The following is a 13128-nucleotide window of genomic DNA, read 5'->3' on the forward strand; positions in this document are numbered from 1 at the left end:
TTTCATCACTCGACATTGTAAGCCGAAGTGTGAGGGAAGGACGAGTAGCGGGTCAGAAATCAGTGAGGGGCCGCCTCGCAGAGTTCGGTCAGCACGCCACCGCTCGCTTTCGGGTGCAAAAAGGCAATGCGCGTGCCGTGAGCCCCGCGGCGCGGGACCTCATCGACCAAGCGCACCCCCTGCTCTTTCAAGCGGGCGAGGGCCGCGGCGAGGTCCTCCACCTGGTAGGCGAGGTGGTGAATCCCTTCGCCGTTCTTTTCCAGAAAGCGGGCCACCGGGGAATCCTCGGCGGTCGGCTCCAGCAGTTCAATGCGGCTCTCTCCCACTGCCAGAAACGCCACCCGTACCTTCTGCTCGGCGACTTCTTCAGTCCCTTCGAATTTCATCCCGAGAATATCCCGGTAAAAGGGGAGACTGGCTTCGAGACTTTTAACGGCGATGCCGATGTGATTGATCTTACCGGTCAAGGGTGCCTCCATTTAATAAATTTTGGCGCAGGTTGCTACCGCGCCTGCCCTGAGAAAATTCCCCGTCGCATCCGCCCTTTCAGCGACCGCGCTTGAAAACCTCCAGCAAGCGCCGGGATGCGGCCGAAGGGGTGGTGACGCCACTGGCGACCGCTTCCTGGATCGGCCCGACCAGGGACTCGACCTGGGGATCCCGCAGGAAAAGATCCTTGAGGTCATTCATCAGCAGGGTCCACATCCAGTCGGTGGCCTGCAATTGGCGTTTGCGGATCAGTTCACCGCTTTTCTCCCAGGCTTTGCGGCAAGCCAGCACCGCCTGCCAGACTTCCGCGATCCCCTCGCCCCGCAAAGCGCTGCAGAGGAGCACCGGGATTTGCCAGTTGGCGCTCTTCGGCTTGAGCAGGTGAAGCGCATTCAGATATTGCCGGGCAGCAAGTTCGGCCCGGGGTCGGTTCTCCCCCTCGGCCTTGTTGATGACGATGGCATCGGCAATCTCCATGACCCCCTTCTTGATCCCCTGCAGCTCGTCGCCTGCTCCCGGAAGCTGCAGCAAGAGGAAAAAGTCGACCATCGAGGCAACGGTAATCTCCGACTGCCCGACCCCCACCGTTTCAACGATGATCACGTCATAGCCGGCGGCCTCGCAAAGGAGCATCGTTTCCCGGGTCTTGCGCGCCACCCCGCCGAGGGTATCGCCGGAAGGGGACGGCCGGATAAAGGCGCGGGGATCGCGGGAAAGTTCCTCCATGCGGGTCTTGTCGCCGAGGATGCTGCCACCGGAAAGCTGGGAAGTCGGATCGACCGCCAGGACCGCAACCTTGTGGCCGGCCCAGGTCAGATGAAGGCCGAGGGCCTCGATGAAGGTACTCTTGCCAACCCCGGGGACGCCGGAGATGCCGAGACGGATGGCGCCGCCGGAGGCGGGGAGCAGTTCGTCGAGCAGGGTGGTGGCCACCAGGGAATGGTCGAGGTTGCGACTCTCGATCAGGGTGATCGCCTTGGCCAGGGCACGCAGTTGGCCCGCCTTGACTCCGGCTACGATGTCGTGAAGCTTGGTCACGCGTACCGACCTCTGGAAAAAACCGGGGCAGGCCCGCGGGCCTGCCCCTCTGATTCACGGTTACTTGCGGGCCTGTTTCTCCTCGATGGCATCGAGGGTCTCCCCGGCCGAGGTGACGATCGGCGTCCCCGGGCCGAAGATGCGCGCCGCCCCCGAGGCATAGAGCGCCTCGTAATCCTGGCGCGGGATGACCCCGCCGCAAACGATGGCGATATCCTCGGCGCCCAGCGCTTTCAGGGCTGCGGCGAGCTGCGGGACCAGGGTCTTGTGCCCCGCCGCCAGGCTGGAAACGCCGACCACGTGAACGTCATTCTCCACCGCCATCCGTGCCGCCTCTTCGGGGGTCTGGAAGAGGGGGCCGACATCGACATCGAAGCCGACATCAGCATAGGCGGTTGCCACCACCTTGGCGCCGCGATCATGGCCGTCCTGCCCCATCTTGGCGATGAGGATGCGCGGCCGGCGGCCATCCTTGGCGGCAAAGGCCTCGACCCGCTGCTTCAGCGCGGCAAAATCCTGATCTTCACCCACAATCGATCCGTATGCTCCCGATACGAGCCTGATTTCCGCCCGGTGGCGGCCAAAAACCTTTTCCATGGCGTCGGAAATTTCGCCGACCGAGGCGCGTTTGCGGGCGGCGTCGATACAAAGGCCAAGCAGGTTGGCCTCCTTATTCTCACACGCGGCAGTGATGGCAGCAAGCGCCTTTTGACAGGCAGCCTCGTCACGCCCCTTACGCAGCTGGGCAAGGCGGGCGACCTGGGCCTCGCGCACCGCGGTATTGTCGATGTCGAGAACTTCGATCGGATCTTCCTTGGCGAGCCGGTATTTATTGACGCCGACAATGACATCCCGCCCGGAATCGATGGCGGCCTGCTTCTTGGCGGCGGACTCCTCGATGCGCAGCTTGGGCATTCCCGACTCGATCGCCTTGGTCATGCCGCCGAGGCCTTCGATTTCATCGAGGATTTTCTGCGCCTCATCGATCAGCGCCTTGGTCAGCGACTCGACGTAATAGGAACCGCCGAGGGGGTCGACGACCTTGGTGACCCCGGACTCTTCCTGAATGATCAGCTGGGTATTGCGGGCGATGCGCGCCGAGTGATCGGTGGGGAGCGCGATCGCTTCGTCGAGGGCGTTGGTGTGCAGCGACTGGGTGCCACCGAGGACCGCGGCCAGGGCTTCGAGGGTGGTACGAATGACGTTGTTGTAGGGATCCTGTTCGGTCAGGCTCCAGCCGGAGGTCTGGCAATGGGTGCGCAGCATCAGCGACTTGGGGTTTTTCGGGTTGAACTGCTCGATCAGCCGGGTCCAGAGGTAGCGCGCGGCCCGCAGCTTGGCCGCCTCCATGAAGAAGTTCATGCCGATGGCGAAGAAGAAGGAGAGGCGGGGCGCAAAGGCGTCGATGTCGAGGCCCCTGGCGAGCGCGGCCCGCACATACTCGAGGCCGTCGGCGAGAGTGAAGGCGAGCTCCAGGGCATTGTTGGCGCCGGCCTCCTGGATATGATAGCCGGAGATGGAGATTGAATTGAAACGCGGCATCTGCTCGCTGGTGTAGGCGATGATATCGGAGATGATCCGCATCGACGGTTCCGGCGGATAGATATAGGTATTGCGGACCATGAACTCCTTGAGGATGTCGTTCTGGATCGTCCCCGCCAGCTGGTCCTGGGCGACCCCCTGCTCCTCGGCGGCGACGATGTACATCGCCAGGATCGGCAGCACCGCGCCGTTCATGGTCATCGAGACCGAGACCTTGTCGAGGGGGATGGAGTCGAAGAGAATCTTCATATCGAGGATCGAATCGATGGCAACCCCGGCCTTGCCGACGTCACCGACAACCCGCGGATGGTCCGAATCATACCCGCGGTGGGTCGCCAGGTCGAAGGCGACGGAGAGTCCCTGCTGGCCCGCGGCGAGGTTGCGCTTGTAGAAGGCATTCGATTCCTCGGCGGTGGAGAAACCGGCGTATTGACGGACCGTCCAGGGGCGACCGGCATACATCGAAGCCATCGGCCCGCGCACAAAGGGGGGAAAGCCGGGGAGGGTGTCGGCGGTCGCCATCCCCTCGGTATCGCGCCGGGTATAAAGCGGCTTGACCCGGATCCCTTCCGGGGTCTCCCAGTCGAGCCGGGAGAGGTCCTCACTCTTGATCTCTTTCTTGACCGCGGCTTCCCAATCGGCCGTGGTGCGGGGCTTGGTTTCACTCATGGCAAGATCCTTGGGCAACGGGATGTCAGAATACCGGGGGCCGCAATGCGCCGGGCAGGGGGTACGGTCCGACCAGCAAATCTCCCTCGAAAAACAAACGACCGCCACGCCAGGGGTATAACCGAGGGGGCAGCAGTCAACGGAAAGTGCTTAACGGGTCACCACCGCCAGGACCTGAACTTCCTGGCCGTCGTAGGAGAGGAGGCGATGGCGCAGCGAGGAGTCGAAATAGACTGCATCCCCCTCTTCGAGGAGGAGCCGCTCATCTTCCAGGATAACCTCTGCCTTTCCCTTGATAATGAGGAGAAATTCCTCCCCCTCGTGGTTGTAGAGGGTCTCTTCGCTGGCCCGTTCCGACACGGTGAGAAGAAACGGCTCCATCTTCTTGTTGCGCTTGCGGAAGGAAAGCGCCTCGTAGGTGTAGCCGTGACCGGTGCCCGCCTTGGAAATGACCCGGCTGACCACCCGCCGCTCGCCGCGCTTGACGACTTCGTATTTGCGCTCCTCTTCCTCACTCTCGAAAAACATCCCCATCTTGACATCAAAAAAGCGGGCGATTTTGGAGAGGGTGGCGATCGGCGGCGAGACATTATTGTTCTCGATCTGGGAAATCAGCGCCGGGGAAAAACCGGTCTCCCGCGCGACATCCTGCAGAGTCAGCTTGCGCGCCTTGCGCAACTTTTTAATCTTGGCGCCAATGTTGTAGTCCATACGCAACCAATACAAAATAAAAAGGAGTTTTATTCTGGCAGGATATATCGGAAATGGTGAAAATTGTCAACAAAAATAATTTATTACCGATAAAACATCTTTACTGAAATTAAAGGGTTGGGCCGACAAAATGGTCTACCTGGCAACCCCGGCAATGGATGAAAAATCGCACCGCACAGCCGTCCTCCCCCCCCGGGGGGGAATATTGACTTTTTTCGTTCACTCCGCTAGCGTACCAGATGTGCGGGAAGCCCGGTCCCGTCCGGCCGAACCACTTCGCATTAAGGATCACTCGCTTGCCGTCACCTACTTTACACCTCCCCTATGGTGTCCGAATCTGGGAAAACGAACTCAAGGGGTGCCCCACCCCGTTGCGGGAAGGATATACCTTTTCCCTGCTGGAGAATTCGTGCGACTCCTACCGCTTCACGGTTGTCTGCAACGCCGAACGGGTCGCGGCGATCTTCAACGCCTTTGCCCGGACCCTTCCCGACGAGGGCTTCTTCATTCTCGAATATTACGAGGAAGAGGTCGATCCCGGCGCCGAAAACCATCCCGAGCCAACGGTTTTCTACTCCCCTTATTTTGCTCCGCAACCGTTGCTGGAAACCCTCGACCGGTTTTTCCCCCGTCTGGTTCACGACGGCTTTGTCGGTTTTGGCCTGGCCAACAACCGTGCCGGCGTTGAACTCTTCTACTCCGAAGAGAAGATTCTGACCTGTTTCACCGGCAATCACCTCCGCTTCATCAACCTGCTGCACGCACTCGACATCCTTCATGTTCCGGAGCTGATCTTTCCCACCGATCTCGGGCATGACCACCTTTCCCTCCTCTGCCACAAGCGCCAGTCGTTGCCGGCGCCCTTCTCTACCATGGCCGATCACGAGCTCGATTATGTCTCCTTCTGCGGGGAACTGGTCGAACTGCTCGACATGTATCCGGTCGAAGAGACCCTCTCCTTCTTCCTGTCGAAACGGGAACAGGACGAGATTGAGCAGTGCCTTGCCCGCCACGCCGAATTCGCAGACTTTACCGAAGACGATTTTGGCAGCCTGCTACTCGATTGGAACGATTTTGTCAGCGAGTGCGAGGAAGGGTTCCAGGGGGACCTCTGGGATTATCGCCTCGGCCTGAAACTTCGCGACATGATCCAGTCCGTCTGTGAGGGGACGACGCCCAGCCTGGGCGCCAAGTTGCTCGGGATCGTCGCCGAGGCGGACAGTAAATTCCGCCGGCTGCTTATTGACCGGCGCAAGCGCCTCGATCCTCCCGGCGACGGCCAGAATCTGGATGACCGTTTCTGGTACCAGGGGATGGTCAGCAACCAGGGAGTCTCCCTGCGCCGGGACCTGATCCGGCAGGGGTGGTTCAAGCCTTAATCCAGGCCACACACCAAGAGCAACCGGCGGCAGGGCAGCCGTTGATTCTTCCTTTTTCCTTTACTGCAGACCTGGTTGCCGATGATTGCGCTGATAGCTGCCGTCCCCCTGGAAACTGACCAGTTGCGTCGCGCACTCTCGCCCTGCGAGGTTCGCAGCTGCGGCCGCCTCGACCTGTTGCGGGGGACCCTCGATGGGCATCCGGTGGGCCTTCTGCACTGCGGCATCGGCAAGGCGAACGCAGCCGCCGCCACCGCGGTCCTGCTCGAAACCGTGCGGCCGCGGGCGGTCTTCAATCTCGGCTGCGGCGGGGCCTACCCGGGCAGTGACCTCGGGATCGGCGACCTGGCGATTGCCCGTGAAGAGATTTTCGGGGACGAAGGAGTGGTGACTCCGGAAGCGTTTCTCGACATGGAAGCCCTCGGCCTTCCCCTTTTGCGGCGCAACGGCCAGAGCTACTTTAACCGTTTTCCCGTCGACCAGGAATTGCTGCAGCGGGCAAAGGGGATTCTCGAGACTCACCCTTCAGGGCCGAAACAGCGACTGGCCGTCGGGCCCTTTGTCACCGTTTCGACCTGCTCCGGCACCTCCGCGGCAGGCCAGGAGCTCTCCCGGCGGACTGGTGGTATCTGCGAAAACATGGAGGGAGCTGCGATCGCCCTGACCTGTATCCGCTTTGGTACCCCTTTTCTTGAACTGCGCGGCATCTCCAACCTGACCGAGGACCGTGATCTGTCGCGCTGGGACCTGCGAGCCGGGGCCGCTGCTGCCCAACAGGCCCTGCGCATCCTCCTCAGCCACTGGTACCAGGAGAAGGACCCGGCATGAGCTCTCCCCTTTCTTTGGGGTATTCCCCCTGCCCGAACGATACCTTTATTTTTTATGCCCTGACCCATGGGCGGATAGCTCTGCCGGGCATCCGGATCTCCGAACGCCTGGCCGATGTCGAAACCCTCAACCAGCTCGCCCTGGCTGGCGTACTCGATCTGACCAAGGTCAGCTACCATGCCTTCGGCCATCTTCGCGATGAGTATCTCCTGTTGCGCAGCGGCGGCGCTCTCGGCCGCGGGTGCGGTCCGCTGGTGGTGGCGCCGCAGGCTCTCGCCATGGCCGACCTCAAAGGACGGAGAATCGCCATCCCGGGGCGCCTGACGACGGCCAACCTGCTGCTGCAACTTTATGGCGAGGGGTTCGAGGAGCTTCTCATCCTCCCCTTCGAGCAGGTGATGCCCGCGGTCCTGCGCGGTGAAGCCGCGGCTGGAGTCATCATCCATGAATCCCGGTTCACCTTCCATCAACTCGGCCTGCATCAGGTTCTCGACCTTGGCGCCTGGTGGGAGGCTGAAACCGGACTGCCGATCCCCCTGGGAGGGATTCTGGCCCGACGCGAGCTCGGACCAGAACTGATCCAGCAGCTGGAAGGGGCCCTGACCGCCAGCATCGATTACGCCTATGCCCACCCTATGGAGCCGCGGAGCTATATCAAGCGCCACTCCCAGGAACTTGCCGATGCGGTTATCGACCAGCATATCGATCTCTACGTCAACGACTTTTCCCGCACCCTCGGCCCTGAAGGCGAGCGCGCCGTAACCGAACTGTTGCGGCGCGCCGAAGCGCGCGGCATCATCCCCACCTCCCCCCAATCCCTCTTCTGTAACTGAGCCCCGCCCGCCACTTTTTTCACTTCATGAGGGGGAGACACGGTTTTGCAGTGGTAAGACCACTGGGCCGTGATTCTTTTTTTTCAACTCATTTGTTTACCAATGCTATCTTTTCGAAAAAATATATAAACCTGATCTACGTTTCATCGTCCGCTATATGTTTGAAATTTCGGATAGTTACAAGATGGGACCCGGAAGGGCATTGGATAAACTTAATGTCAACTTCAAACCAGTGGTATGATGGGCAAAACAAAATGCCGCGTAACATATTGTTTTGCCAGTGGTTTTTAAAATTTTTCCCTTGCACGCTCATCATCAGGGAGTATACTTACGCCAAACAACAGCATTGGTAATTTAGACTTTATCGCGCGGAAGGAGTTCAGCCATGAAATGCCCGGTCTGCAACAAGACGGAAAACCACATTGAGATTGACGCCCACAGCAATGGATTCAGCGCCGAAATTGTCCAGTGCGACATCTGCGGCAGCATCTGGTCCATCAACCATGGTGTCACCGAAGTTGTCAAGGATTCCCAGGTTCGGTCTTTCCTTTCGGCCACTACCGAATGCGTAGAGGCTGACGATTACATGCTCGTAGCCTGAGACGACGACCTCTCTGCCTTACCCTGCTTTATCGGGAGCTTGAGGATTCGGGCGCGGGCGTCCGCGCCGCCCTCGCTACGTGTCCTTGCTTTCAGCCAAAAACGGCCCCTGTCCAGACTGGACAGGGGCCGTTTTTGTGAAGCAACAGCTTTGTAGCTGAGGCTAGCCGAGAATCGCCTTGAGGTATTCGGCGGTACGGCTGCGTTTTTCCTTCTCAATCTCCTTGGCATCAACCTCGACAAACTTCTCGTCGGGAGTGACCTTGAAGATCGGCTGTCCCTTCTGCACGATAATCCCTTCCGTGCCGTCGATGAGGATTTTGTCGATGGTACCGGCAAAGGGAGCCGGAACCTTGTTGAACATCTTCATGACCTCAAGAATGAAGAGGGGCTGGCCTTTTTCGAAGTGCATCCCCTCGGTGACGAAGGGAGGCATGCCCGGAGCTTCCTGGGCATAATACATGCCGCCGCCGGGGGTGACAATCTCATCGGCCTTGGTCGAGGGCGGCGGCACCAGAATCTTCTTCATCGCCGCTTGCAGGTCGGGGTCATTGAGATAATCGGGAATCGTCACCTCCAGATCTTCCTCGACCCGGAAGTCGAAGAAGTTGGTGCGATCGGCGACCAGGAAGAGAATCCCGAAGAGCTCGTTGCCAATTTCGTACCCGGCATGAGCTTCCCGGATCTGCGCCCAGGTCTCCTTGTCGAAGCCGCCTTGCGGTTTTTCCTTGGCGAGAATGTCGTTGAGCTTGAGGAAATCGTCCTTGTCGAGTTTGAAGGTGGCACGCAGGTCGGCATAAAACTTGAGCGCCGTCTGCAGCAGGAGATTGTCATGGGACCAGATCACCTCGGCCGCAGGTCGGGTCGGATCAAAGGTCATGTTGAGATATTCGTAGGTCTCTTCGAGAATCACCAGCGGATTGCGAAGCCAGACCAGTTTCCCGTCCTTGATGGCGAAATTGCGCTTGTTGATGCTCAGCCAGCCGGAGAGGAGGTGCGGGTCAGACAGCAGCACCTCCATCGGCCGGGTCAGCAAGGTGCCTTTGCGGTCGAGGATTTCGGAGACCGCCTTGGCGGCCGCCGCATCTTCGGCATAGACCGCGGCGTAGTGCTTCTTGGTGGCGAGGAAGGCGTGGACCACGTCCAGTTTGCTCGATTCCTCTTTTAACTTACCGACCAGGGTCAGGTACGGGACGACGAAACGGGTGGTCGGTTTGGCCATGACGTTCTGGCCCAGGAACCAATTGACCAGGCCGTAGTGGAATTCCAGGTTGGTCGCCAGATTGGTGCCGCGCAGCACCGTGCTCCGCAACACCTTGGCGAGATGGTGGTAGCTGTCGAGACGGTTGTCCCCCTTGGTCAACAGCAGGGCGATGTTGGAATCGTAGGCGCCGGCAAGGGTGTAGCGCATGAAGAGACCGGTATCGGGGTTGGTGATGCAGATCCCCTGATCGTCACGAATCTCGCCATCGATTGGCGGCGACCAGTAGCGGATCACCCCCCCGGCGCTCGGCGAGAGGGAACAGTCGGTGGCATTGAGCCGTGCCTCGGCGCTCGCGCCAAAGCGCGGCATGCGCTCGGGGCGCGGCAGCCGCTCCTTGTGCATGGCGAGGAGAGCCATTGCCTCGACCAGCGACTCGACGATGAAGAACTCTTTCTTGTTCTTGGGATTGGTGAACTTGAGACGGTAGACCAGTTCGGTAACCCGGTGCTCGACCTGGATACGGGTGTTGACTTCCATGAAATAGTGGCGGTCGCGGTCGACGATGCATTCGAAGGTCGAGGCGGAGTCGAGGCCGACGGCCTTACCGAACCGTTCCGACTGCTCTTCCATGCGCTTGAGCACTTCCAGGTCGGTGGCGAGCGCTGCCGCCTGCTTTTTGTTGCCCGCCTTCTTCGCCTTGGCGATCTCCAGCGCCAGCATCTCCTGGGTGACCGAAATTTCGAGCAGTTTCTGTTCGTGCATCTGCAGCGAGCAGTCGCGTCCGCCGAGGGCAATGCACCACTCGCCGTTGCCCAGGAGCTGAATCTCGTTGTGCCGGGTCTGCTCGATGTTGAGCTCGATCAGAACGTTCTTGTTGTCGCCGACGCCATTGGCCTTAACCTCCAGCAACACCTCGCGGGCCAGAGCCGGGGCGTCGGCTGCCGCCTTCTGGATATCGGCATCGGTAGGGTTTTTCTTAGTCAGCAGCGAGGCGCCGAGGATACGCTGCCCCTTGCCGCCGCCACCGCCGATCGCCTTGAGACGGATGCGGGCACCGGGGTAGTTTTTAAACATCGCGGCGCACTCTTTTTCGACCTGCGCACCGAGCTCGGCCATGGAGAAGAGGTCAATCCCCTTTTCGTAGGAAGCGAAGAGGATCGCGTCGGCCAGATCTTCGAGGCTGAGGGTCTTGTCGTCGAGAATCTTCTTGGCAACCTTCAGCCCTTCGGCCTTGACCACCGCCAGGAGCGCATTGCGGCTCGGGTGCTTGGCGACCAGGGTGCGCGCGGTGACATTGTTGACCCCGGGGGTGACCGAAACATCCACCGACAGGGCGGTGCGCTTCGCCTCATCCTTCTTGCCGGCGCCGCGCTGGGTCGCCGAACAGGGGCCGATGAATTTGAGGCCGGCCTCCTCGATGGCGGCGACGAATTCATCGTCTTCGGCCATAAAACCGTAGCCGGCGAAGACGGCGTTGTAGCCATTGTCCTTGGCGGTCTGGATGATCTGGCCGATGCGCTCGACGCGCTCCTCCTTGCTCGCCCCGGTATAGTCGGGAACCCGGTGGACCCGGTTGGTGTCGGTCAGCTTGCGCAGCTCGGGGGAGAGGGCATTGGGGTAAATGATGGAGTCCTTCTCCGAGAGGAGAATCCCGTAATGGGTAATCCCCATCTCTTCGTAAACCGTCATCGCCTCCATCCGGATCGGGCCGCGGCAGACGATCAGCGGCTTGAGGTCCTCGCAGGCGAAGGACCGGACCCATTCGGAACTCGACAGGCTCAGGCGCCGGTCACGATGAATCAGCGGATTGTTGCTGTAATAGTCGATTTTCTCAGCCATGGGTGCTATCTCCAGATCGAAACCTTGATTCGCTTTCATTCGCAATCACGCTCCTGCCACGCCATCAATGGAACTCGCGCTGCGGGGCAACCATCGGGCCGGCTTTGTAATGCCGCATCAAAAAGGCGATGTTCTCACCCAGCACCTTGCGCAGATCGGTCGGCATCACGATCGAGGAGATCGAACCGAGAGCGAGGCCCTCTTTCGGGTTCATCAGCTCTTTTTCGTAGCGCAGGTTGAGGGCCGCCTCCTGGGCCTTGAGCCATTCGGCGGCTTCCTTCTCGGCGTCGCGTTTGGCCTCGGCGCCCTCCATTCCGGCCGTGATACGCTCAGCCGTTCCCTGCTTGACCATGGCGGCAGCCTCGGAACGCACCTTGCGCAGATCTCCCTTGTAGACGAACTCCTTGCCGGCCGGCCCCATGACCGCGAGGCGGGTGGTCGGCAGGGCGAGCACCAGGTCGGCGCCGGTCGGGTAGTTGTTGTAGGAAGCGTAGGCGCCGCCAAAGGCGTTGCGCAGGATCAGCAGAATCCGCGGCGTGCGCACATCGACGATCGAATCGAGCATCGAGCGACCTGCCTGCACGATACCGCGCGCTTCCTGGTCCCGGCCGGGGAGGAAGCCGGTGGTGTCTTCCATGAAGATCAGCGGGATATTGTAGATGTTGCAGAAGCGGACGAAGCGGGCGATCTTTACCGCCGAGTCGCAGTCGATCTGCCCCGAAGAGACCGCCGAGTTGTTGGCGACGAAACCGACCACGTGGCCACCGAGACGACCGAAGGCGGTGACCGCTTCGCGGGCCCGTTCCGGCTGGATTTCAAGGTAGTCACCGTGATCGCAGATCTGCTGGATCACGATTGAGACGTCGAAGGGGGTATTGAACCCAGTCGGCGAGTTGAAGGCCTTTTTCAGCAGGGTATTGATCTCCCAGGTCCGCCGGTCGAGAGGGTCGCTGGTCGCCTGGAAGGGTGCCGAACTCGAATTGTTGTCGGGAATGTAACTGAGCAGGCGCACCGCGGTGCGCAGCGCGGCCACTTCGTCCGAAACGGTCAAGTCGGCCACGCCTGAGGCGCCATGCACCTTGGGGCCGCCAAGCTCCTCCGGGGTGATATCCTCGCCAAGGACCGACTTGACAACGCCGGGACCGGTCAACCCGAAGAAGGTGTCGTTGGGCTGGATGACAAAGCTCCCCTGGCGGGGGAGATAGGAGCCGCCGCCGGCGTTGAAGCCGAACATGCACATGATCGACGGAACGACGCCGCTGATCTTGCGCAGCGCGGTGAACGCCTCGGCATAGCCATCGAGTCCGCCGACCCCGGCCGGGACGAAGGCGCCGGCCGAATCGTTCATGCCGATGACCGGAATCCCTTTTTCGCCCGCCATGTTGAAGAGCTTGGCGAGCTTGCTGCCGTTGGTGGCATCGATGGAGCCGGCCCGCACGGTGAAGTCATGGCCGTAAACCGCGACATCGCGGCCACCGATATTGAGAATGCCAGTGACGAGGGAAGCGCCGTCGAGGTTCTTGCCCCAGTTCTGGAAGAGGATATTGGGTTCTTCCTGGGTGAGAACCTTGATTCTTTCCCAAACCGTCATCCGTTTTTTGAAGTGCTGTTTTTCGACCTGGCTGACCTGCACCGACTTGATCGGCCGCTCGATCAGCGCATGACCTTCCTTCATGACCTCTTCATAAGGCCCTTGTTTGCCGGCAATTTCACCGGGGATGGTAAATTCGACTTCCTCGGGCGGAGCCAATGGATTTTTCAGTGACGGTTTGATCACGCTCTTGGCCATTTCGCACATCCCTCTGCTGGTTGGATTGGTAAAGACTCCCTGCAAGGGTGCCCGGCACCGATGCGGGGTTGCCTGTCGATGATAACGTCTTGAAAATGCAGGAAACCGGGAAACTTTTCTTTAGAACGTCGTTTCTCGGACACCCGTTACAAAACAAAAAACTCGGCGAATTGTCAAGGAAAATTTTATTTTGGGTAAAATATGCTC

The 13128-nt window shown here is 60.1% G+C and carries 10 protein-coding genes; 4 read left to right on the plus strand and 6 right to left on the minus strand.

Annotated features, from left to right (window positions below):
• Window positions 1-59 precede the first annotated feature (59 nt).
• The 4 genes from mce to ACYQ8E_RS11805 form a co-directional block, all read right to left on the minus strand.
• Window positions 60-467 carry a methylmalonyl-CoA epimerase gene (gene mce, locus ACYQ8E_RS11790; protein WP_157471934.1) on the minus strand — a complete coding sequence of 136 codons (408 nt, stop codon included), beginning with the start codon at window positions 465-467 and terminating at the stop codon, window positions 60-62.
• A 79-nt stretch (window positions 468-546) separates the two neighbouring features.
• The gene (meaB, locus tag ACYQ8E_RS11795; protein ID WP_066729420.1) at window positions 547-1527 is read right to left on the minus strand and encodes a methylmalonyl Co-A mutase-associated GTPase MeaB; all 981 of its coding nucleotides are present in this window, start codon (window positions 1525-1527) and stop codon (window positions 547-549) included.
• A gap of 60 nt (window positions 1528-1587) precedes the next feature.
• Entirely contained in the window at window positions 1588-3738 is a 2151-nt protein-coding gene (scpA, locus tag ACYQ8E_RS11800; protein ID WP_066729422.1) for a methylmalonyl-CoA mutase, read from the minus strand.
• A gap of 150 nt (window positions 3739-3888) precedes the next feature.
• Complete coding sequence (locus tag ACYQ8E_RS11805; protein WP_066729426.1) at window positions 3889-4449, minus strand: helix-turn-helix domain-containing protein; 561 nt, start codon at window positions 4447-4449, stop codon at window positions 3889-3891.
• 296 nt (window positions 4450-4745) lie between these two features.
• Here ACYQ8E_RS11805 and ACYQ8E_RS11810 point away from each other — a divergent pair, with 296 nt between their 5' ends.
• The 4 genes from ACYQ8E_RS11810 to ACYQ8E_RS11825 all read left to right on the plus strand — a co-directional run bounded on the left by ACYQ8E_RS11810 (window position 4746) and on the right by ACYQ8E_RS11825 (window position 8090).
• On the plus strand, window positions 4746-5828 hold the full coding sequence (locus ACYQ8E_RS11810; protein ID WP_459861045.1) for a hypothetical protein: 1083 nt from the start codon (window positions 4746-4748) through the stop codon (window positions 5826-5828).
• Between the two features lie 81 nt (window positions 5829-5909).
• Entirely contained in the window at window positions 5910-6656 is a 747-nt protein-coding gene (mqnB, locus tag ACYQ8E_RS11815) for a futalosine hydrolase (RefSeq protein ID WP_066729432.1), read from the plus strand.
• Window positions 6653-7489 carry a 1,4-dihydroxy-6-naphtoate synthase gene (locus ACYQ8E_RS11820; protein WP_066729434.1) on the plus strand — a complete coding sequence of 279 codons (837 nt, stop codon included), beginning with the start codon at window positions 6653-6655 and terminating at the stop codon, window positions 7487-7489. Before mqnB ends, ACYQ8E_RS11820 begins: the two co-directional genes overlap by 4 nt.
• A gap of 385 nt (window positions 7490-7874) precedes the next feature.
• Window positions 7875-8090: a hypothetical protein gene (locus ACYQ8E_RS11825; protein ID WP_066729436.1), complete on the plus strand. Its 216-nt coding sequence runs from the start codon at window positions 7875-7877 to the stop codon at window positions 8088-8090.
• 162 nt (window positions 8091-8252) lie between these two features.
• On the opposite strand, the gene ACYQ8E_RS11830 is transcribed toward ACYQ8E_RS11825, so the two are convergent.
• Complete coding sequence (locus ACYQ8E_RS11830; RefSeq protein ID WP_066729902.1) at window positions 8253-11132, minus strand: ATP-binding protein; 2880 nt, start codon at window positions 11130-11132, stop codon at window positions 8253-8255.
• Between the two features lie 64 nt (window positions 11133-11196).
• A complete protein-coding gene (locus tag ACYQ8E_RS11835) occupies window positions 11197-12921 on the minus strand; it encodes an acyl-CoA carboxylase subunit beta (RefSeq protein WP_066729438.1) in 1725 nt (574 codons plus the stop codon).
• Window positions 12922-13128 lie beyond the last annotated feature (207 nt).

The organism is Desulfuromonas carbonis, assembly GCF_054658035.1.